The following is a 21,666-nucleotide window of genomic DNA, read 5'->3' on the forward strand; positions in this document are numbered from 1 at the left end:
GGGGCTGGCACAATCAGAACGTTGGGCCATAGGTCTGCGCCGCCTTGCCGCTCTGGCGCTTCTTGGCAGCGGTTTCCAGTTCGTCGGAAATCGCCTCGGCATGATCGAGCGCAGCATAATCGCGCGCCGAACGCCCGGAATTGTCGGGCCGATCGGGGTTGGCGCCGGCCTTGAGCAGAGCGCGCACCAGGGCGATGTTGTGGCCGTGGACGGCGGTGATCAGCGGGGTTTCCCCGGTGTTGTTGGGATCATCCACCCGCGCGCCGACCGAAATGAGGAAATCCACGCCTTCCAGGAACGCGAGGTTGGTCGCGATGACCAGCGGCGTCGCCCCCTTGTTGTCGCGCGCGTTCACATTGGCACCCTTGCCCACCAGGAACTGCATCCACAGCAGGTCGCGCCGCTGGGTCACGATGTGCAGCGCGGTTTCGCCGGTGGAAACGTCCTTGGTGTTGACGATCTGGCTCGCCGGGTTTTGCAGCGCCTCGTTCACCTTCTCGCCGTCCTTCTTGCGCACGGCGTCGAGGAACTTGTAGCTTTCCGAAAACTGGGCCAGCGCCGGGCCGGCCGGCAACAGCATGGCCAGCGGCGCCGCAACGCCAAGGGCAAAGGCGCTCAGGGCAAAAGCGCTCAGGCTGGGGGCACGGCGGCGCGAAGTGGCCCGGTTGAACGTCACGGCTGAAATCTCCTCAAGGGCATGGCCACCCGTGCAGGTGGCCCTTGCAAGCGCGCTGTTAGCAGAGCATGAACCGCCACGCCATGGATCACCCTTCGTTCTTGCCGATTATTGCCCGCAAGTGCTTGGCTGCACTTGCGCTGGCCACCTGCCTTTCGCTGGCGGCCTGCGGGGGCGGATCGCCCACGCCCGAGGCGCCGCTCGCCGGGGCGCAACTGGGCGGCGATTTCACCCTGGTGAACCAGGCCGGAAAGACCGTGCATGCCGCCGATTTCGCCGGCAAGTACACCGTGTTCTATTTCGGCTATACCTATTGCCCCGATGTCTGCCCGCTCGACACCGCCAACCTGATGCAGGGCTATCACGCCTTTGCCAAGGCGCACCCTGACAAGGCCGCCCGGTTGGTGCCGATCTTCGTCTCGATCGATCCGGCGCGCGATACGCCGCAGGTGCTGGGCCAGTTCACCGGCAATTTCGGCAAGGAACTGGTCGGCCTGACCGGAACGCCCGCGCAGATCGCTGCCGTCGCCAAGGAATATGCGGTCTATTACCAGAAGCGAGCCGCGCCCAAGGGGGCCGCGCCCGAAGCCTATCTGATGGACCACAGCCGCGCCGCCTATCTGATGGGGCCGGATGGCAAGCCGATCGCCCTGCTGCCGGTGGACCAGAACGGGCCGGCGGTCGCCACCGAACTCGCCCGCTGGGTGCGCTGACCATGGCCGCCCCCACGCAGGACCGGTTCTGGGACAAGCCGATCGAGACGCTTTCGCGCGACGAGTGGGAAGCGCTATGCGACGGCTGCGGCAAGTGCTGCCTGCACAAGCTGGAAGACGAGGACACCGGCGAAGTCCATCACACCAACGTTGCCTGCCGCCTGCTGGACATCAAGACCGCGCGCTGCGCCGATTATCGCCACCGCCGCGCCATGGTGCCCGATTGCCTGCGGCTGACCCCGCGGCTGGTGGCGCAAGTGGCCTGGCTGCCGGCCACCTGCGCCTATCGCCTGCGCGCCGCCGGAGAGCCGCTACCTACCTGGCACTATCTGGAAAGTGGCGACCGCGAGGCGGTGCACCGCGCCGGGGTTTCGGTGGTGGGCAAGGCGATCAGCGAAGTCGTCGCCGGCCCGCTGGAAAACCACATCGTCAGCGACCGGGAGTGGGACACGGGTGCCCCCGCCACCCCGCGCGCACCGATGGGCTTTCGCCTGCCGTGATCGACTGGCTGCGCCGCCCTGCCGCAGCCGAGGACGCGGCCCTGCCAGCAGTGCCGCACCCCACCGTGATCGTACACGGCCGCGCCCTGCCGGTGGAAGTGCGGCGGCTGCGCCAGGCCCGGCGGATGACACTGCGCCTGGCGCCCGATGGCAGCGCGGCGCGGGTTTCCATGCCCACCTGGGCGCGCACCGCCGATGCCCTGGCCTTTGTGCGCGAGCGCGCCGACTGGCTGGGCGCGCAGCTTGAACGCCTGCCCCCGCCGCTGGAACTGGCGCCGGGCAAGGCCCTGCCCTTTCGCGGTGACCGGCTGGTGCTGGCCTGGGACAGCGCCTATCCGCGCCGCCCGGTGGTGGACGATGGCCAGTTGCTGGTCGGCGGCCCGCGCGAGCAACTCGTGGGCCGCGTGCAACGTTGGCTGGCGGGCGAAGCGCTGCGGCTGTGCGGGGAAGACCTGGCCCACTACTGCGCCCGCGCCGGGGTGCCCGTGCCCGCGCTGGGCCTGTCCAGCGCCAGGCGGCGCTGGGGCAGTTGCGCCGCCGATGGTTCGATCCGCATCAACTGGCGCCTGATCATGGCGCCCGATGCCGTGCGCCGCTCCGTGGTGGCGCACGAGGTGGCGCATCTGGTCCATTTCGACCATAGCCCGGCGTTCCACGCGCTGCTGGGGTGGCTTTTCGAAGGCAGCGTGCCGGCGGCCAACCGCTGGCTCAAGGCCGAAGGCCGCGGGCTCTACCAGCCGTTCGGCTGACCGCCCGGACTTGTGGTGCGCGCGACTCATTTGCGTTCCGCCCGCGCCATCCCTATCTGAAGCGCGATGAAAGGCTTTTTCCGCAACGTCTCTCCGCGCCGCGCGGTGCTGGATCTCTGGCAGGTCATGGGTGCGCCCAGCGAATTCCGCGCGCGCGCGCTGATCCTGGCGGCCCTGGTCACCGGGGGCATCTTCTACCTGATGACCCAGCAGGAAGGGCGCGGCCTGCCCAAGCCGCCCACGATCATCTATTTCGAATCCTGGCGCGCCGATCGCAGCGACGCCGAGATTCTCAAAGGCAATATCGAGGCGCAGAAGAAAGCCGACGCCGAAGAAGCTGCCGAAGAACAGCGCCAGGAAGACATCCGCAAGATGTACAAGGCGGTGGGCGCGGCAACCGGCATCGACACGCAGAAGATGTACGATGACGGCACCAAGGAGCGCGCCGCCGAAAAGAAGGCGGAAAGCGAAAAGAACGCCGCGCTCTATCGCCAGATCACCGGCAAGCCGGTGCCGACCGCACCCGGCCTCGATACCCATAAGCCTTGAGCCCGGCGCCAGACGAGGACCGGCGCTGGCTTGACGCCGCCGCTGCCGTTTCCGCGCGGGGCCGGCCACTGAGCGCGCCCAACCCGGCGGTGGGCTGCGTGATCGTGCGCGGCGGTAGGGTGGTGGCGCGCGGCTGGACCCAGCCCGGCGGACGCCCCCATGCCGAAGCCATGGCGCTGGCGGCGCTGGGCGGCGATGCCAGCGGCGCGACGGTCTATGTCAGCCTGGAGCCTTGCGCCCACGCTTCGCCACGCGGGCCAAGCTGCGCCGACCTGCTGGTGGCGGCGCGGCCGGCGCGGGTGGTGGCGGGGCAGCAAGACCCCGATCCGCGCACGGCGGGGGCTGGGCTGGCGCGGCTGCGCACGGCCGGGATTGCCACCGATCTCGTCCCCTCCCCCGCCTGCGCGGCGGCGCTTGCCGGGTTCCTGCTGCGCATCACGGCCGGGCGCCCGCATGTCACGCTCAAGCTGGCGCTGACGCTCGATGGCGCGATCGCGCTGGCCAATGGGCAAAGCCGCTGGATCACCGGCGCACAGGCGCGCGCCCATTGCCACGCCGAACGCGCCCGGGCCGATGCCATCCTGGTGGGCGGCGGCACATTGCGTGCCGATGCTCCCCGGCTGGACGTGCGCCTGCCCGGTCTGGAGCCGCGCAGCCCGCAGCGATGGGTGCTGACACGCGGCCAAGCGCCAAAAGGCTGGAACGCGGTGGCAGACATTGCCGCGCCCCAAGCCTTCGGATCGGCACAGTGGCTGTTCGTGGAAGGCGGTGCGGGCGCGGCCGCCGCATTCCTGAAGGCCGACCTGGTCGATCGCCTGCTGCTCTACCGCGCGCCGATCCTGGTCGGGTCGGGGCTTGCCGCCGTGGCCGATCTGGGGCTGGAAACGCTCGATGCCGCGCATGGCCGTTGGGACAGGGATCGCGCGTGCCAGCTTGGCAGCGACACCCTGACCATCTACCACCGCCGCCGCTGAAGCATAAGGAACCAGCCACCATGTTTACCGGGATCGTCACCGAAGTGGGCAACGTGATTGCCATTGCCGACAAGGGCGACAAGCGGGTGACCGTGTCCTGCGCGATGGACCCGGCGCGGATCGCCATCGGCGCCTCGATCGCCTGTTCGGGCGTGTGCCTCACCGTGGTGGAAAAGGGCGGCGTTGTGGGCGAGGCCTGGTTCGCGGTGGACGTTTCGGGCGAGACGATCAGCCGCACCGCACCCGCGCAGTGGCAGGCCGGTGCGCCGATCAACCTGGAACCGGCGCTGCGCCTGGGCGATGAACTGGGCGGCCACATCGTGACCGGCCATGTCGATGCGCTGGGCAAGGTGGTGAGCCTCGCTCCCGAAGGCGGCAGCCTGCGCGTGATCGTCTCCGCCCCGCCGGAACTGGCGCCCTATATCGCGCCCAAGGGCTCGATCACGGTCGATGGCGTGTCACTGACGGTGAACGCGGTGGAAGACCAGGCCGACGGATCGTGCCATTTCGCGCTCAACATCATTCCCCACACCGCCCAGATCACCACGCTCGGCACCTTGGCAGAAGGCCGCGCGGTGAACCTGGAGATCGACGTGCTCGCGCGCTATCTGCAACGCATGCAGAGCCTGTCGCGCCAGGCCTGAGGCGGGCGGGCGTGTTTGCAGGGCAGTGATGCTCGGTTGTGGGCAGTTGCAGGTTGTACTTGCCCAAGAAGCTGGACCCCGGATCAAGTCCGGGGTGACAGTAAACAAAAATTTCCCGTCGCCCCGGACTTGATCCGGGGCCCCGCTCAGCGGCCTGTGCCTTGAACCAGAATCAAGGGCAGGCGCAGGCCGAGACGCTGCAACACGAGGGCAGCAGCGTCTCGGCCCGGCGTCATCGCATCAGGCCGTGGCGACGTCGCGCAAGGCTTCGATGAAGCGTTCGATATTGCCGGTGGTGAGACCGGCAATGTTGATGCGGCCGGTGCCGGCCATATAGACGCCGTGGCGCTCCCGGATCGCCAGGATCTGCTCGCTCGACAGCGGCAGCATCGAGAACAGGCCGTTCTGCGTGCCCAGCACCGACATGGCGATGGGGCCGACCTGGCCGGCGGCGGCCAGCGTGTCGCGCACCCAGCGCATGCGATCGCGCATCTCGTCCAGCTCGGCCAGCCACAGCGCGGTCAGATCAGGGTCGGCCAGGATCAGGCGCACCGCAGCCGCGCCATGATCGGGCGGCATCGACCACGAGGCGCGAGCAATCGTGGCGCCGTTGGACATGGCCTTGGCCAGCGCGTCCTTGTCCGCCGTGACGGCGTAGAACGCACCGACGCGGTCGCGGTAGAGGCCGAAGTTCTTGTCGCAGGAATAGGCGACCAGCGCCTCGGGCACATGGGCCAGCACCTTGCGCAAGCCATAGGCATCGGCTTCCATGCCCTCGCCCAGGCCCTGATAGGCCAGGTCGATCAGCGGCAGCACGCCCTTGGCGGCGAGCAGCGGGGCGATCTCGTCCCACTGCGCCGGGGTATAGTCCACGCCGGTGGGGTTGTGGCAGCAGCCGTGCAGCAGCACCAGGTCGCTCGCCTCGGCCTCTTCCAGCGCGGCCTTGAGCGCGGCGAGATCGGCCGTGCCATCGGCGGCGGTGTGCTTGAAGGTCTTGAGTTCAAGACCGGCGGCCGCGACGATCTGGGCATGGTTGGGCCACGAAGGGGTGCCCATCCACACGCGCTTCACGCCGGCGCGCTTGGCCACTTCGATCGCCAAGCGCACCGCACCCGTGCCACCGGGAGCCTGCATGCCATCGACCTTGGCGGTGTCGAAATCGGCGCCGAACACATAGGGAATCAGCGCATTGACGAAACCCATGTCGCCTTCGGGGCCAAGGTAGGCCTTGGAATCCTGATCGGCGAGCAGCTTGGCTTCGGCGGCCTTGATCGCCTTGAACACCGGAGTCGCGCCATCGGCGGTGCGATAGACGCCCACGCCAAGATCAATCTTGGTATCGCGCGGATCGGCATTATGCAGCTTGATCAGCGCCAGCAAGGCATCGGCCGGTTGCGGAGCCAGGTTTTCGAGCATGGGGATTTTCTTTCACGGCTGTCTGAAAGGAACGCCGCCCCCATGCCGCCGCAGGGGCGCGGGCGCAAGTGACTTTGCGCCCGCGCAGGCACTCAAGGCGGCAAGCGTGTGTTGGAAATCCGGCTGCGCCGGATTTGCGGCACCGGCCCGCTCCCGTCCCGAAGGCACCGAAAACGTCCGGGGGACGTTTTCGCTGAGGGGGCCGACCTCCCATAGGGTACTATCGTTGGGAGGTCGGGTGGGGGAGCGGGCCGGTGCCGCAAGGAAAATGCGCCTCGGCGCATTTTCCAAACGGACTCTCAGCCCGTCAGAACGGCATCCAGGTCTGCTTGTGGCTGAACTTCATGTAGCCGGCGTTCACGCCCAGGCGCAGCCCCGCGCCCATGCGCACCGGAATGAGCACGACATCGCCGCGCCGCAGATAGCTGACGTTGAACCCGCCGATCAGGTAGGCTTGCCCCTCGCCCGCGCCAAAGCGGTGGTACATGTCTGCCGTATCGTAAAGGTTGTAGACCAGCACGAAGGTGTTGCCGGCATTGGCGCCGGCATCGAAACCCACCGAGGGACCGGTCCAGTAGACCGGCATATCACCCTCCACCTTGTGGTGCAGCGTGCCTGAGCCATAGCGCAGGCCCACGACCAGCGCACCGCCCGCCTCGCGCCCGGTGATATAGCCGATCGGCTCACCCTGCTTTTTCAGGATGTCGCGGATCATCATTGCCAGCCCCTTGGCGCCCTTGCCAAACACGCCTTCGGCCGCGCCGATCAGATCGTCCTCGTGCCAGGATTGGCCGTTGGCGCTGGCCGGCTGCGCTCCGGCAGGCGGGGGTGTTGCCGGCATGGATTGGGGCGGCGGCGGCGCGGTGGGCGCGCCCGGGCTGGCATAAGGCGCCCCGCTCACCGGCGGGCTGGCGGGCGCCGGCTGCACCGGGGTGGCGCGCGGCGCGGCCGGCGTGGTGCCGGGCTGGGGCGCCAGATCGCTGTCGATCGCCGAATTGGGATCGATCGTCTGCACTTGCGCCTGGGCCAGCGGCGCAGACAGCAGGGACAGGCCCGCCAGGCCCAAGGCCACGCGATAATGGATGGCACGCTTCATTGTGTTTCCCGTCCCCTCAATGCGACACCGGATGGCAACAGCACCCTGCCATGGCGCGAACCGGGCACCACGGCAATTGGCCTGCTTTCTTCCGCCACAGATTCTCCCCATCACAATGAACGGGCGATGAGCCGAGTCGAAATTGCGCCCAAACGGAGCAAGCGCACGCCAGCCGCCCACATGGCGCCGATACACCGCTTTCCACAGGGTAATGCAGGCCTGGGGAAAAATCACAAGACAGCGCTTGCCCAGCCCCCCAACCCCCGTTATAGGCCGCCCTCGCCGCTGCGATCCGGAGACGTGGGTGAGTGGCTGAAACCAACGGTTTGCTAAACCGTCGTACTGGTAAATCCGGTACCGAGGGTTCGAATCCCTCCGTCTCCGCCAGGCCCCTGTTTGCAGGGGTTCCCGGAAATCTGCTGGGACTGGCAAAACCCTAAAAAATCGAGGATTTCCCGCTTCGGCTCGTTTCTGTCGGTTCGTGCCCCTCCGCTAGTCGTGGGGTATGAAAACGGGGTATCGGGTCTCGGAAAGGGGGTATCCGGACGCCCTGCCGAACGACGGTTTGAAACGTGATCGGCGGCGGCCTGGTGCGCCCGACTTCCAGCGCGTCGGGCAGGATCGTTTTCGCGGCCACCCCATCCTGGAAGGCGCCACCGGCGGACTTGAAGCCAAGCCGCCGGCGCTCAGCGCGGGCTGGGGTTTTCATCCGCCGGCCATGTCGCGCGGAACGCGGGCGGCTTTGTGGGTCAGCCCGAATTCGCCGTAGCGCGGCGATGCCCGCCTGGTCTTCGCGCGACCGGGAGCGGCGGCATGGCCTCAGGCCCTCGGCTGCCAGGCCACGAATTCCTGGCGCTGTTCACCCAGCTTCTCGATACCCAGGGTTACCACGTCACCCGGCTTGAGATACCACGGCGCGGGCTTCTGCCCCAGGCCGACGCCCGGCGGCGTGCCGGTGGTGATGATGTCACCCGGCTCCAGCGTCATGATCTGCGAACAATAGGAAACGATCTCGGCCACCGAGAAGATCATCGTGTTGGTGTTGCCGTTCTGCACGCGCTGGCCGTTGACATCGAGCCACATCGCCAGGTTCTGCACGTCACCCACTTCGTCGGCCGTCACCAGCCACGGACCGACCGGGCCGAAGGTGGGAAAGCCCTTGCCCTTGTCCCAGGTGCCGCCGCGTTCCAGTTGCCAGTGGCGTTCCGACACGTCGTTGACCACGCAATAGCCGGCAACGTGGTCGAGCGCCTGGTCCACCTCGACATATTCGGCGCGGCTGCCGATGATCACGCCGAGTTCGACTTCCCAGTCGGTCTTTTCCGAACCGCGCGGAATGACCACGGGGTCGTTCGGGCCTTGCAGGCAACTGACCCACTTGTTGAACACCACCGGCTCTTCGGGGATCGGAGCGTTGGATTCGGCGGCGTGATCGGCGAAGTTGAGCCCGATGGCGATGAACTTGCGCGTTCCGGCCACCGGCACGCCAAAGCGCGCACTGCCTTCCACCAGGGGCAGGCTTTCGGGATCGATTGCAGCCAGGCGGGCGAGCGTTTCGGGACCGAGCGTGTCGGGCGTGATATCCGGGTGCCCGGCCAGCGCGCGCAGGCGGCCGGCAGCATCGATCAAGCCCGGCAGTTCCTGTCCAGGAGCGCCATAACGGCAGAGTTTCATGGGTTTTCCTTTGTTGCGGAGAGAAGGGATCGATGGTTGGCGACAGGGGCAACCGCGCCTGGCAGCACCAGCGCGCGGCTCAGGCCATGCACCAGCCACCATCGATCACATGCAATTGCCCGGTCGTATAGGCACTTTCATCCGACGCCAGATAGAGCGCCAGTGCGGCGACTTCCTCGGGGGTGCCGAGCCGCCCCATCGGCTGACGCGCCACGAACGCGGCGCGCGCGGCGGCCTCGTCGCCAGTGGCGGCCAGTCGCTCGTCCAGCGAAGGCGATTGCACCGTACCCGGGCAGATCGCGTTGCAGCGAATGCCCTGCCCGACATGATCAAGCGCCACAGCGCGGGTGATTCCCGCCACGGCCGCCTTGCTGGCACAATAGGCATAGCGATTGCCCACCCCGATCACCGGCCCGGCGACCGAGGCCATGTTGATGATCGAACCACCGCCGCGCGCGATCATCGCGGGCAGCAAGGCCTGCAACATATGCGTGATGGCGTGGACATTGAGATCGAACGACAGGGCATAGCCCGCGTCGGTGGTGTTGAGCAGAGTGCCGGCATCGACATAGCCGGCACAGTTGAACAGCACGTCCACGCCGCCGGCCTGCGCGCCGAACGCGGCGATCGCGGCGCGGTCGGTCAGGTCGATCACATGCGGCGTGCAGCCCGACAGGCCTGCCAGCGCTGCACCGTTGCGATCGAGCGCGAGAACCTGCGCGCCCTCCGCAGCGAACAGTTCCGCAGCGGCGCGGCCGATGCCCTGCCCCGCCCCTGTGACGATGGCCGTCTTGCCGTGAAGTCGCTTCATGCCGTTATCCCGGATTGCTTGGATGCGAACGTGAGCATGGCACCGCGCCGCTGATCTGCCTGCTTGCAGAGAAGCGGGGTTGCGGAGCGCGGCTCAACACATGCGGGGGTCTTTGAAAAGCGCGCACTACACCTGTCCCGATCTGCCATTGTTTTACAGATGCCAGATTAATATCAAATATGCGAACGTCAAACGCTTTACGCCGCTCGGCATGCCAGGCATGCGAATGCAGGGCAGCTTCATCGGCACCATCCGATTTCCGTTTGCCGAGGGAGTCGAGGGCGTGGCAGGGTCTGCAAACCATGCCGCTCACCAGAATTGCAGGATTTCATTGCGTATATGATATTGAAATTGCACTGTAGCGATTGAATGACATGCCCAACGCGGTCCTGTGCGAGCCGTCGTTGCGGAAATTGGCCGCGCCGCCTAGGGTGGCAGGCAGCGTATCGACATGGGACTTTATGGCACGGCAGCCCGAAACCGCAGGACAACGGAAGGGAAGCTACAAGGCCCCCGCGCTGGACAAGGCGTTTCTGATCATTGAATTGCTGGCCAACAATCCGCAAGGACTGCTGGCGAGCGAAATGGCCACCGCGCTGGGCCGGTCGCTGGGCGAGTTGTTCCGCATCGTGGTCGTGCTGGAAGAGGCCGGCTACCTGCAAAAGTCGCGCGTCACCGATCGCTATACTGTCACCTACAAGTTTCTCGACGTGGCCTATCGCGCTACGCCCGCGCGCAAGCTGGTGGTGACCGCGCAACCGGAAATGCAGGCGCTGGCGGCAGAGATCGGACAATCCTGCCACCTTGTCGTCGTGCAATCGGCCGAGGGGCTGATCATCGCGCGCGAGGAAAACCCCGGCATTCGCGGCTTTTCCCTGCGCGTGGGCGCCTCGATCGACCTGGCGCGCAGTTGTTCGGGCAATCTGCTGCTGGCGTTGATGCCGAGGGAACAATGCGAACTGGCATTGGTGCGGGCCGCCGCCCTGCGCAAGGAACCGATCGGCCACACCGCCCTGATGGCCCGGCTGGAGGAAATCCGGACGCGTGGCTACAATATGCGGCCCAGCCCGGTCATCCGCGGCGTGACCGACATCAGCTTCCCGGTTCTCGGCTTTGGCAGCGAATTGCTCGCCGTCCTGACCGTGCCATTCCTGGAAGCGCTCGATGGCTCGCAGCTTGTCTCGCTGGAGGAAGCCATCGTGGCGCTGCGGCGCACGACGGAAACCATTTCCGCCGCGCTGGGCTGGCGCGCCGACGCCACCGACGATGCGGGCAGCGGCGCGCCAGGCAGCCTTCCGGGTGCAACGGACCTGTCGTGACGGCAGCGGCTCAGCGATAATGGCCCATGGTGATCCTGAGCACCTGCGGCCGATCGGTGAGGTTCAGGCCATAATCGGTCTGGTCGCCGTTCCACACGCGGTTCATCACCCATTTCCCGCCGACCATGCGGCCTTCTTCCGCCCGCAGCATGATGCCGTTGGCGGGTGACCCCGGCGCCGGCGCGAAATTCACCCGCACGTGATCGCCGATCAGCAGGAATTCATCGTCGGATAGCTGCATCACGGCAAAGCCGCCAATCGGCTGGTCCGCCGCCGGGTTGGGCTCGGCCTTGATGAAGGTCCAGTCCTTCATGCCGAACTGCCATTCGCCCCAGTCCCCCGTGATGGTCCACTTGCCCAGGGTGGTGGCGATGGGCTTGCCATCGTCGGGCTTGGCCCCGCCCCAAGTGGGATGCGACGCAGCGAGTGCGGCCCATTCGCGCATCATCGGCGCCACCATGGCATAGGGCAGCGCGAAGGCATCCAAGGTCGGATCATCGAGATTCCTGGCCCCCAGCGGATAGTTCATGTAGCCGCTGCGATCCATGCCGAACGGCGCAAAGCCGATCGTCCCGCGGCCGAGGGCGGCATAGAAATAGCGGCCGAACAGCGCGGCATTGCCGATTTCCGGCACCATCAGGGCATTGTCAGGGCGGTTGTACTTGTCGAGGTAGACCAGCACGTTGTCGCTCTTGCCGTCATAGATGTCGGGCGCGGCGAGATCGATCGCCGGAGCGGCTGCCTTCCACACGTCGAGCACGTCCTGCTGCGGGCCGCCGCTGGCCACGCCGGCCGGATCGGGCAGGTTCGACGGCCCGGCCAGCGCGGCGTTGACATACATCGGCAGCGGCTTGATCGCCTTGCCTGCGTCGGCAATCTCGTTGACGTAGCGCGCGGTGTACCAAGTGTTGAAATAGCGATCGGCCTGCGCGCCAAAGGCTTGGGCCCAGGTGCCGCTGCGGCCGGTGGCGCGGGCCAGAGCGGCCGGGATCGGTTGGGCGAACAGGCCATTGGCCTGCGCCCCATAATCGCGCGGCACGCGATAGCTGCCGGTCTCGTTTTCCACCTGCACCATGATCACGGTGTTGGCCGCGTCATGATCGCGCAGATGGGTCATCAGCCTGACGAACGCGCGCTTGTCGCTCGCCAGCGTGTTGGCGCCGTGCGCGCTCAACACCTGGTGATCTTCCCCGTCCTTTTGCTTCATGCGCGGGAAGCGGCGGTTGTCGAGCTTCACCCAATCGGGCGTGTAGCTGTAATTGGTGTTCTTCCACGTGCCGAACCACAGCAGCACCAGGCGCTTGTCATGCTGGCGCGCCTGGTCGAGCAGCGTGTCGAGATAGGCAAAGTCGAATTGCCCCTCAACCGGCTCGATCTGCTGCCAGGCGACCGGAATTTCCAGCGTGTTGGCATGGATGCGATCGAGCACAGGCCAGATCGTGTCGAGATAGGCCGGGTAGTTGACCGCGTTGTTGGCCTGCGCCCCGAGCATCAGGAACGGCGCGCCATCGACCAGCAGGACATGCCGGCCGTTGCGCGTCTCGATCCGGGGGAGCGGCGTGGCCGGGCGGCTGGTGGCTGCCGCAGGGGCGGCGATGGCCGGAGCTGTCAGGCCCGAAGTGGCGAAAACCAAGCCGATCGCCGCGATCCATCCTTTGCTGTGCTGCACTGTCCTCTCCTGCCTGATCGATGCCTGTCCGATTCTCTGCCGGTGGCCATGCCATGTTAGCGCTATCTTGATAAGACTGGCAAGCCCGGTCGGCATGCCCGCCCAAGATCAAACCCGCACTTTTCGCGTTCTGCTGCGCAACAAACGCGGGTTTCGTACGGGAGCGGGACTGTCCGGGCCCCGATGCGGGTGCAATCGACATTGTTATGCCACCGTCAAACAGCTATTGCCCCGCGCCGGGGACGATTGGAGGTAGGGGTTGGTTGGCGTAGATCGATGGCTTGGCCGAGACGGCGGGACGGCCGATGGCTGATTGCGCCCTGGCAAGACAAGCCCCGGCGCCATCTCTTTCCGCCCTGCCTGTTGCCCCTTCTTCTGCCGCGACGCCGTCTGTCGCGCTGGTCTACAATCCCCATGCCGGGCATTTTTGCGCGCGCACGCTGGAACGCTGGCGCGCGGCCTTGGTCGCGGCGGGGCACCCGACGCGGTTGGTCGACAGCCTGGATTATGCTCGCGCCCCGCAGGACACCCAAGCCGACGTGATCTGCATCGTCGGCGGCGACGGCACCGCCCGCATGGTGGTGGAAGCCGGCCTTGCCGCCGGTGCGCCGTCCAGCCTGCGCCACGCCCTTCTGCCGCTGGGCACCGTCAACCTCATCGCGCGCGAAACCGGCTGCACTGCCGATCCGGCCGCACTTGTTGCCACACTCGCGCAGGATGCCGTGCCCGCGCCGCACTATCACGGCCTGTTGAACGGTGCGGCGTTCCTGTGCTGCGCCTCGGTGGGGCCGGACAGCGCGGTGGTGGCGCGCGTCACCCCTGCCGCCAAGCGGCGCTGGGGCCGCGCCGCCTATGCCTTTGCCCTGATCGCGCAACTGTGGCGCTGGCCGCGCCCAGCGCTGCGCGTGACGATCGACGGCGCCACGCATACGGCCGAAGCGCTGTTCGTGCTCAAGGGCCGGTTCTATGCCGGCCCCTGGACTCTCGATCCGCAGGCAGACTTGTGCGAGCGCGCGTTTCGCGTGCTGCTGCTGCCGCAGGCGCGCCGGCGCGACATTGCCCGCCTGGCGCTGGCGGCGATGGTCCACCCGCGCTTTGCCGATCCTGCGTGGCAGCGCTGCGCGGCGCAGACCATCACGGTGGAAGGGCAGGCCGGCGTGCCGATCCAGGCCGATGGCGACATTCTGGGGCAGACGCCGGCCCGGTTCAGCTTGGCGACAGCGCCGATCGCGTTCCTGTCCCGGGCGGCGCGACAGACCACAAGGGACCAGGCCTGATGCGCCCGAACACCGAACGAGACGTCTGCGATGATTCTGCCCATCACCCGGTTCGGCCGCGTTCCCGGCCACGGTCCCCGTCCCTGCCCCAGCATCCCGGCCAGCTCTCGGCCCGCCCGCTGCCACCGGCAGCCTCTCAGCCGGTTGTCCGCCCTGAGCCGTTCCAGCCAATGAGCGCGGAGATATCGGCACCGGCCGCGCGCCAGACGCCGCCGGTGGACCGTTGCCTGTGGGCGCTGGTTGGTGGTTCGGCGCTGGTGGTCGTGGCGATGATGGTGGGCAATCGCCTGCCGGTGGTGGTGGCCAGCCCGGCGTTTGCCGTGCTCGTCGGTGTGGTGGTACTGTTTCTGGAAGTGTGGCGGCGCAGCGCGCGGGCGGCAACCCCGCTCCAGGCGCGGCTGCGTGACCTCAGCGAATATGGGCTGATCCTGATTGCCATCGGCGTGCTCGGTGCGGTGGCGAGCTACCAGGTGGCCGCCGTCTCGCGCGGCTTCTGTGACGACACCCTGCAACGCTGGGACGAGGCGCTGCACTTCGACTGGCTGGGCCTCTATGCCCTGGTGGTGCGCCATCCCCTGCTGCAAGTGACCGGATCGGCCGCCTACAACGCGGTGTTCCTCTACCCCTGGGCGATCCTGATCTGGCATAGCTGGAAAGGCGAACGCGCCCAGGCGCGCGAATTCCTGCTGACCTTCTGGCTGGCAGCGGTCATCACGCTGGTGCTGTTCCCGCTGTTCCCGGCGCGGGGCGCGCTGTCGCACTTGTGGCACGGCGCGGTGCCCTATGCGCCCAGCAACGGGCTGGACCAAGGCACGGTGATCGCCGCGCTGCGCGCCCATCGCCTGGCCGGGATCGAGCTGTCCACCGTCACCGGCCTGGTTTCGGCGCCCAGCTTCCACACCGTGTGCGGATTGCTGTTCATCACCTTTTCCTGGCGGATCGCGCAGTTGCGGCCCCTGATCGTGCCGCTCAACCTGGTGCTGCTGGCTGCCACGCCGATCGAGGGATCGCACTACCTGGTCGACATGGTGATCGGCGCGGGGGTCGCCGGGCTGGCATTCGCCGTGGTGCGCAAGCGCCTGGCCCTGCTGGCCTGGGCGCAAGGGGTTGCCACCCGGCGCCTGCGCCCCGCCACCGCGTCCCGCTGAAGCCGGCAGGGCGCAACGCCCCGCCGGCCCTGGCGACTCAATAGTCCTTGCTGGCCTTCACGCTGATCTGTTCGTCGCCGATCGTGGAGATCGTGCCGAGCAGGGCCAACCAGCGGGTGATGCGGAATTCGATCGAGGTGGCGTTGTAGCCGCGCCCATCGGTGACCAGTTCCAGATAGAACCGGCGGCCGAGATACTTGCCCACGGCGATCGACGTGCCGCGCCCGGTGGTGGCATCCGCCCCCACGATGCGCAGGCGATCGAGGCCGATGGCGCTGCGTACCTTGTTGATCGGATCGCCGCCACCGCCGCCGCGCAACGAAGCCAGGGCAGAGGCCAGTTGCACGGCTTCCGGCGCGGAAATCTGGGTGATCGAGGTGCCGAACAGCAAGCGGCTGAGCAGTTCCTCCTCGGGCAGCGCCGGGGTGGAACTGAACGCGATCGAGGTGTGCGCCGCCGTGCCCGAGATGGTGATCGTGGCCGTGACCCCGTTGGCATCGCCGGTGGCGACGATATCGAGCTGCGGGTCGATTGGCGTAGAGCCAGTGAAGCGGATCTTGCCGCGCGTCAGGTCAAACCGCTTGCCGGCGAATTCATAGGCGCCGCGAATGACTTCGGCCGTGCCGGTGATCTCTGGCGCGGCGGTGGTGCCGCGCAGGCGGATATCCGCGCCCCATTCGCTGTCCAGCCCCATGCCGCGCACCGCCACGCGATTGGCGGCCACAGCATCGATCATGAACTGCCAGGGAGCGGAAGGCGCCTTGGGCGGAGCGGCGTCGGCCGGCGTGTTGATCTCGCGCGTCTTGATCGTCGGCAGGTCGGCCGCTGCGCTGGCCTTGCCCAGCGCCCAACTGGCCTGGTCGATCCGCACGCGCCCGGCGATCGTGCCGCCATTGCCGCTACTGATCACCCGCAGCGGGCCGGTGACCGTGGCCGACATGTCGTCGCGCCGGATCAACTGGGCATTGCTGGCGGCGAGCCGCAAGTCGATCCCCACGCCCTTGGTGGCCACGGCCGACAAGTCGATCGTGCCGCTGCCCTCCACCTTGCCGCCATTGCCGGTGGTGCCGGCAAAGCGCTGAAGCGAAAGGTGCGAGGCATCGAAGCTGCCGGTGGCCTCCACGTTCTGGATATCCGCGCCGATTAGCGAGGACCGCACGCGCAGGCCCTTGGCGGCCAGCGCCCCGGTCAGCACCGGCGCGTCGATCGTGCCGGTGACATTGGCCACCGCGCCCAGCGGGCCGGTGAAATCGAACGCTTCCACGGCGGCGAGACGCCACAGCGCCTCGGCCGGGCCGCTGTAGCGGACCTGGGCATTGAGCTTGCCGCCGCGCAGCCGCTCGGGCAGCGTGCCGCCGCGTGGCATGTCCGAAATCGCAGCCTGGAGCCGCCCACGCACCGCGCCTTGGTCCTTGACCACCGCGCGCGTCTGCAACGCCGCCGCATCCAACTGCCCCACCAGATAGAGATCGACGGGGTGTGAGGTGAGCACCAGGCCCGAGCGCGAGAAGTTGCGCACCTGGATCGCCACATGGCCTTGCGGCGCGCCGGTGCCATCGTCGCTATAGTCGATCAGGCCCGAGGCGAGACCGCCCATGCCGAGATCGGCAAAGGCGATATCCAGCACCGAGAGCGGCATGCGCGCCACTTTCAGGTCGATCTTGGTCGGGCCGCCCAGGATATGTCCCTCGGCAATCACGATGCCGCGCCCGAACGTGACCTGCGTGGGCTCCAGCTTCCAGCCTTCGCCCTCGCGCTCCATCACCATGCGGCGCGGCATGTCCACCGTGCGGCCGGCATAGTTGCCCGCGACATAGGCCACGATCTTGTCCGGCTCGAACGCGGCGGTGCCTTGCAGCGCGAACTGCGTGCCGCGCCGCCCGGCGATCGAGGCCGTGACGCTGCCCGATCCGTTGACCAGCGCGGCACTGGCCGCCATCTGGCCGATGAAGATCTTGCCCGCCGCCAGGCCCTGGGCCGAGACATTGGCCGTCAAGGTGCTGTTGCCCTTGGCAAACAGGCCGTCCACGTCGATCTTGGCATTCCCGATGGCCAGGGGCGTGTCGCCGCCAAAGCGGGCGTTGCGCGCCAGGACCAGCGCCTTGACCATCTGCCCGCCATCCTGCGGCGCCAGGTGGATCGTGCCGTCGAGACCGCCACCCTTGAGCGCCAGATCGCCGCTGACGCCGCCATTGCCCAGCGTGACCCCGCCGGTGATATCGGTCTGCCACACGCGCAGGAACTGGATCTGCAAGCGGGTTGGGCCACCCTTGGGCGAGAACAACCCCATCGAGCCGTTGAACGGCCCGAGGCGCGATTGCCCTTGCGCGGTGATGCCCAGCCCATCGGGGATCGGGCTGATGCCCACGCGCACGTCCTTGAGGCCGGCAGCCGGCAGCGGGCTGGCGAACACGAGCTGCGCATGCGGGCCATCCTTGGCCATGCGCGCATCGACAGTGAACGGGCCATAATCGGCCGAGCGGCCCTGGCCGACGACACTGGCGGTGCCATCCTGGCCGACCTGCCCATCCATCGTCAGCGTCAGCTTGGGAGCGTTGACGGCCACTTTGCGCAAGGTGAGCGGGATCGTGCCGCCCATCCGCGCACTGCCCGAAAAGCGCACGTCGCCGCCCGCCAGATTGGCCAGGGTGGCATTGCTGAGGCGCGAGAGGCGACCGGCGGCATTGGCCTGGATCGACCACGGCAGGCGATCGCCCACCTTGATCAGCACTTTGGCCGTGCCATCCAGCGTGCCGACATCGGGCACGGCAAAGCCACGCGCCACGATCGGGCCGGCCAGGGCATAGCCACCACGCGCGATATCGCCACGCAAGGTCAACCGTGCGTCCAGCCCCTTGAGATGCAGCGCCAGCGGATCGGCCGAAAGGGCATTGCCACGCAGCACGAGAGCGCCTTGCAGGCGCGCGCCGCCCAGGTGCGGATCGACCATCGCCTGGCCGCTGCGCAGCACTTGCGCCGTCACGTCGAGCGGCAGGGTCAGCGCCTTGCCATCCCAGCGCGCGGTCCCGGCAGTGCGCAGGCCCTGCGCGCTGATATTGCCCGAACGCAGGCTGCGCACGGTCAGCAGATGCTCGAACGCAAGATCGTTGAACGCACCATCGAGCGTGCCGCTCAGCGCCACGCCTTCCACTTGCGGGGTGGCCAGCAGCTTTTCGGGGCGCAGCACTTGCGCCTTGATGCGGATCGCCTCGGCCTGGTTGCGCGACAGGTCAAGCCCGCCCTGGGCCATGGCGCGCAGCGTGGGCGTCACGGCAAAGGCCGTGCCCTGCGCGCGGCTTTGCGCGAACGTGCCCTGATAGACCAGCGAGACCTTGCCCCCGGCGGCAGCGGCGGCCGTGCCCTTGACCAGATCGGCCGGGAACACCTGGCCGGCCAGGCGATAGGCGCCGCTGCGATTGTCGAGCAGGAAGGCGGCCATGGTCTTGCCGTCTTGCTGTGCCCAGCCAAAGCCGTGCCAATCGGCAAAGCGGCCGCGCCCGGCGACCCGCACGTGCACCTCTCGGCGCAGGCCGGACAGCCCGGCGAGCAGGCCATCGCGCGGCGCGTCATAAGCGCCGCCCAGCTCGAAGCGGTCACGATCGGGCTCGCTGTCGAGATGCAGCACCAGCCGGTCGCGCCCGCCCAGCTTGCCGGTCACATCCACCAGCGCGCGGCCGTTGCGGATATCGGCGCGGGCCTGCACGTCGATGCGGCGCCGGTCGCCCACGATGCCCTTGGCAATGGTCAGGTCATCGAGCGCGAAACGATCGATGCGGATATTGAAATCGGGCAGGATCGGCGCGTTGGGATCGCCCGGGTTCATCTTGGGCGTGCGCCACAAGGTGCCGCGATGGAACACCAGCGTACGGATATCGAGGCCACTGTGCAGCCAAGACAGCGGCCGCCAATCCAGTTCCACTTCCGGCACGGTCATGAACCGGCCATGCGGATCGCTCAGCACCACGTCGCGCAAGGTGGAAGCGCCGAACAGCGAACCATCGATCCGCCCGATCTTCACGCGCAAGCCCGATCCCGGCGTGACCTGCGCGATGCGATCGATCACGAAGCGGTGGCCAATGGCCGAATCGAGAATGACGAACAGCAGGCCAAGCCCCGCCGCGATCAGCAGCAGCGTGGTGGCCAGCCGCCGTGCCCAGCGCGTGGCCCAGTGGCCGCGCACCGCGACAGGCACGGGAGCAGGCGGCGCGGGCGCAGCCGGCGTGTCGTTCGGTTCCTGCACCATCAGAAGGCCTGCCCCAGCGCGATATAGACGCCCAGGCGGCTATCACCCGGACGCGGATTGATGGGCGTGCCCACATCGATACGGATCGGGCCGAAGTTCGTCTGGTAGCGCAGCCCGAGGCCTGCACCCAGGCGCAGCCCGGAAAGCGTGGGCGTCGCCGTCGGCCCGACGGTGCCCGCGTCCACGAAGGGCACCAGCCCCACTGCCCCGCCGAACAGCCCGGTCTTGACCCGCGCTTCCAGCGAGAATTCGGTGAGCGAGCGCCCGCCGGTCGGCTCTCCGGCCGCATCGAGCGGGCCGACCCGCTGATAGGAATAGCCACGCACCGAGGCGCCGCCCCCGGCATAGAACCGCCGCGACGGCGCGATGTTGTCCAGCTCCGTCCCGGCGATGGCGCCCAGCCGGGTGCGCGCCGCCAGGATGATCCGGCTGCTGACCCGCTGATAGATGCTCGCATCGATCTGGGTCTTCACATAGCTCGACTTGGTGCCATCGGTGGTGGAGATTTCCGGCGAGACGCGCAGCGACAGGCGCCAACCCTTGGTGGGATCGAGCAGGTTGTCGCTGGCGTCATAGGCGCCGCGCAGCGGCAGCGCGGCGATGAAATAGGTGGTGCGCGGCGTGGTGCTGGTGGTTTCCTGCGTGCCGATCAACTGAATGCCGAACGAATAGGTCCACGGCTTCTGGAAAATCAGGGTGGACTGCTTTTCCAGGCTGGCCGTGGCCGACAGGGTGTTGGCGTCATAGGCGCGGACCTGGATCGTCTGGGCATAGAGATCGGCGGTCAGGACCTGGTCGCGCTCGTGGAAATTGTTGCGGCGGAACGTGACACCGGCGAGTTGCTCCTGCGTGCCGAGCACGCCGCGCAGGCGGATCATGCCCTCGGGCGGGAAGAAGTTGCGATGCTCCCAGCTTCCCTCCAGCCGCGCGCCTTCGCCGCTCGAATAGCCGATCAGGCCCGCCAGCGTGCGCTGCGGTGCCTTGGTCAGGTCCACGTCGACATCGACAACACCGGGCTGCCCATTGGCCGGCGGCGTCACTTCGCGCGCCTTGACCGTGGCGGTGGAGACCAGGCTGGTGGCCAGGATGCCTTCGCGCAGGTCGTCCATGTCGCTGCGCAGGTAGAGGTCGCCGGGACGGAACCGCGCGATGCGTTCCAGATGGCGCGAGCTGAGATAGGCCGGCAGGTTGCTGTTGACGTGACCGAAGCGATACTTGCCGCCGGTGGTGACCGGCACGGTGAGATCGCCGGTGCGCGGCTCGTGGTCGATCACCAGGTCGGGTTCGCCGACCGTGGCGAAGGCATAGCCGCGCTCGCCCATTTCCTTGTTGAGACTGTCCTTCTCGGCCAGGATCTTGTCGGTGTTGATCGGATCGCCGACATTGAGATGGAACGCGGCGCGCAAGTCCTTGCCATCGCTTGCCGTTGTCACGTCGCCCAGGGCGATGTGGGCAAACCGGTATTGCGGGCCGGGCTGGATGTCGAACCGAACGACCGACTTGGCCAGGCTCTCCTGGCGGCGCTCCCGCGCCTCTTCGGGGGTTTCGGCCTTGGCCGGGGTGGCGCCGCTTGCCGCAGCGGTGGTGCCTGTGGGTGTGTCGTTGGCCGGGCGCTCGATCGTCTGGGTGATGCCGGGATCGTAATAGCCATAGACGCGCAGCACCTGCTGGAGCAGGTCGGCATCGCTCTTGGCGCGGCGGGTAAGCTGCGCCAGGTTGTCTTCATCGTCCTTGAGCGTGGCCAGGGCAGACAGGCCCTTGAACCGCGCCACGATGGCATCGCGATCGGGCAGCTTGGCATCGGGGGGAAAGGCCAGCACGACCTGGTCTGCCACGCGCACCAACGAGGCATTGGCAATCCGCACGCCTTGCGCCGAATCATCGGTTTCCAGCGCGGCGCCGGCAGCCTTGGCCTGCTCCTGCGCATCGGCGATGTCGGGATCGGGAGACAGTGGCTCGATCGCCGGCAGGTCTGCCTTGTCGGGCCATTCCAGCGTGATGCCGGGCATCGCCGGCAGCGTCGGCAACGGATCGGGGCTGATCAGCGTGGATACATCGGGCGCCGGGGTGCGGGCCGCATCGGTATCGCGCGCCCAGGCTTGGGGATTGTCCAGCGCGGAATCGGGGATCAGGGCCTCCAGCGCAGGATCGGCATCGCGCGATTGCCCCAGCGCGGGCAGCGGGCCGAGCGTGGCCCCAAGCCCCACG

At 67.7% G+C, this 21,666-nt stretch carries 18 protein-coding genes and 1 tRNA gene; 11 read left to right on the top strand and 8 right to left on the bottom strand.

All coding sequences use genetic code 11. The annotated features are described in order from the left end of the window. Positions 1 to 13: 13 nt before the first annotated feature. Positions 14 to 580: an ankyrin repeat domain-containing protein gene (locus IE191_RS06220; protein ID WP_191323597.1), complete on the bottom strand. Its 567-nt coding sequence runs from the start codon at positions 578 to 580 to the stop codon at positions 14 to 16. Positions 581 to 759: 179 nt separating this feature from the next. Here IE191_RS06220 and IE191_RS06225 point away from each other — a divergent pair, with 179 nt between their 5' ends. The 6 genes from IE191_RS06225 to IE191_RS06250 all read left to right on the top strand — a co-directional run bounded on the left by IE191_RS06225 (position 760) and on the right by IE191_RS06250 (position 4,805). Continuing rightward, the gene (locus IE191_RS06225; protein WP_191323598.1) at positions 760 to 1,389 is read left to right on the top strand and encodes an SCO family protein; all 630 of its coding nucleotides are present in this window, start codon (positions 760 to 762) and stop codon (positions 1,387 to 1,389) included. 2 nt (positions 1,390 to 1,391) lie between these two features. Continuing rightward, positions 1,392 to 1,889 (top strand): YcgN family cysteine cluster protein, encoded by a 498-nt coding sequence (locus IE191_RS06230; RefSeq protein ID WP_191323484.1) that lies wholly within the window; start codon positions 1,392 to 1,394, stop codon positions 1,887 to 1,889. Next, on the top strand, positions 1,886 to 2,638 hold the full coding sequence (locus tag IE191_RS06235) for a M48 family metallopeptidase (protein WP_308432882.1): 753 nt from the start codon (positions 1,886 to 1,888) through the stop codon (positions 2,636 to 2,638). The genes IE191_RS06230 and IE191_RS06235 overlap by 4 nt, the downstream gene beginning before the upstream one ends. A 66-nt stretch (positions 2,639 to 2,704) precedes the next feature. Then, positions 2,705 to 3,187, top strand: a complete 483-nt coding sequence (locus tag IE191_RS06240) for a hypothetical protein (protein ID WP_191323485.1) — start codon at positions 2,705 to 2,707, stop codon at positions 3,185 to 3,187. After that, positions 3,184 to 4,161, top strand: coding sequence for a bifunctional diaminohydroxyphosphoribosylaminopyrimidine deaminase/5-amino-6-(5-phosphoribosylamino)uracil reductase RibD (gene ribD, locus IE191_RS06245; protein ID WP_191323486.1), 978 nt, complete (start codon positions 3,184 to 3,186; stop codon positions 4,159 to 4,161). The genes IE191_RS06240 and ribD overlap by 4 nt, the downstream gene beginning before the upstream one ends. Before the next feature lie 20 nt (positions 4,162 to 4,181). After that, positions 4,182 to 4,805, top strand: coding sequence for a riboflavin synthase (locus IE191_RS06250; protein ID WP_191323487.1), 624 nt, complete (start codon positions 4,182 to 4,184; stop codon positions 4,803 to 4,805). A 240-nt stretch (positions 4,806 to 5,045) separates the two neighbouring features. On the opposite strand, the gene IE191_RS06255 is transcribed toward IE191_RS06250, so the two are convergent. Continuing rightward, positions 5,046 to 6,221 carry an amino acid aminotransferase gene (locus tag IE191_RS06255; RefSeq protein ID WP_191323488.1) on the bottom strand — a complete coding sequence of 392 codons (1,176 nt, stop codon included), beginning with the start codon at positions 6,219 to 6,221 and terminating at the stop codon, positions 5,046 to 5,048. Between the two features lie 307 nt (positions 6,222 to 6,528). Continuing rightward, positions 6,529 to 7,317, bottom strand: coding sequence for a DUF1134 domain-containing protein (locus IE191_RS06260; RefSeq protein ID WP_191323489.1), 789 nt, complete (start codon positions 7,315 to 7,317; stop codon positions 6,529 to 6,531). A 294-nt stretch (positions 7,318 to 7,611) separates the two neighbouring features. On the opposite strand from IE191_RS06260, the gene IE191_RS06265 reads away from it, so the two are divergent. Next, positions 7,612 to 7,704: transfer RNA gene (locus IE191_RS06265), tRNA-Ser, on the top strand. Positions 7,705 to 7,822: 118 nt separating this feature from the next. Beyond that, entirely contained in the window at positions 7,823 to 8,086 is a 264-nt protein-coding gene (locus tag IE191_RS06270) for a hypothetical protein (RefSeq protein ID WP_191323490.1), read from the top strand. 50 nt (positions 8,087 to 8,136) lie between these two features. On the opposite strand, the gene IE191_RS06275 is transcribed toward IE191_RS06270, so the two are convergent. Beyond that, positions 8,137 to 8,991, bottom strand: coding sequence for a fumarylacetoacetate hydrolase family protein (locus IE191_RS06275; RefSeq protein WP_191323491.1), 855 nt, complete (start codon positions 8,989 to 8,991; stop codon positions 8,137 to 8,139). Between the two features lie 79 nt (positions 8,992 to 9,070). Beyond that, positions 9,071 to 9,802: an SDR family oxidoreductase gene (locus IE191_RS06280; RefSeq protein ID WP_191323492.1), complete on the bottom strand. Its 732-nt coding sequence runs from the start codon at positions 9,800 to 9,802 to the stop codon at positions 9,071 to 9,073. 461 nt (positions 9,803 to 10,263) lie between these two features. Between IE191_RS06280 and IE191_RS06285 the strand changes: the two genes are divergently transcribed. After that, positions 10,264 to 11,121: an IclR family transcriptional regulator gene (locus IE191_RS06285; protein ID WP_191323493.1), complete on the top strand. Its 858-nt coding sequence runs from the start codon at positions 10,264 to 10,266 to the stop codon at positions 11,119 to 11,121. Positions 11,122 to 11,131: 10 nt separating this feature from the next. Here IE191_RS06285 and IE191_RS06290 read toward each other — a convergent pair whose 3' ends face one another. Then, positions 11,132 to 12,754 carry a DUF5597 domain-containing protein gene (locus tag IE191_RS06290; protein WP_373299253.1) on the bottom strand — a complete coding sequence of 541 codons (1,623 nt, stop codon included), beginning with the start codon at positions 12,752 to 12,754 and terminating at the stop codon, positions 11,132 to 11,134. A 341-nt stretch (positions 12,755 to 13,095) separates the two neighbouring features. Between IE191_RS06290 and IE191_RS06295 the strand changes: the two genes are divergently transcribed. Next, positions 13,096 to 14,067 (top strand): diacylglycerol/lipid kinase family protein, encoded by a 972-nt coding sequence (locus tag IE191_RS06295; RefSeq protein ID WP_191323495.1) that lies wholly within the window; start codon positions 13,096 to 13,098, stop codon positions 14,065 to 14,067. Positions 14,068 to 14,237: 170 nt separating this feature from the next. After that, positions 14,238 to 15,215 carry a phosphatase PAP2 family protein gene (locus tag IE191_RS06300; protein WP_191323496.1) on the top strand — a complete coding sequence of 326 codons (978 nt, stop codon included), beginning with the start codon at positions 14,238 to 14,240 and terminating at the stop codon, positions 15,213 to 15,215. Positions 15,216 to 15,252: 37 nt separating this feature from the next. Here the strand turns inward: IE191_RS06300 and IE191_RS06305 are convergent, their stop codons facing one another. Both IE191_RS06305 and IE191_RS06310 read right to left on the bottom strand, forming a co-directional pair. Next, positions 15,253 to 19,458 carry a translocation/assembly module TamB domain-containing protein gene (locus tag IE191_RS06305; RefSeq protein WP_191323497.1) on the bottom strand — a complete coding sequence of 1,402 codons (4,206 nt, stop codon included), beginning with the start codon at positions 19,456 to 19,458 and terminating at the stop codon, positions 15,253 to 15,255. After that, positions 19,458 to 21,665 carry an autotransporter assembly complex protein TamA gene (locus tag IE191_RS06310; RefSeq protein WP_191323613.1) on the bottom strand — a complete coding sequence of 736 codons (2,208 nt, stop codon included), beginning with the start codon at positions 21,663 to 21,665 and terminating at the stop codon, positions 19,458 to 19,460. The genes IE191_RS06305 and IE191_RS06310 overlap by 1 nt, the downstream gene beginning before the upstream one ends. Position 21,666 lies beyond the last annotated feature (1 nt).

Source organism: Novosphingobium pokkalii, assembly GCF_014652855.1.
Taxonomy (GTDB): domain Bacteria; phylum Pseudomonadota; class Alphaproteobacteria; order Sphingomonadales; family Sphingomonadaceae; genus Novosphingobium; species Novosphingobium pokkalii.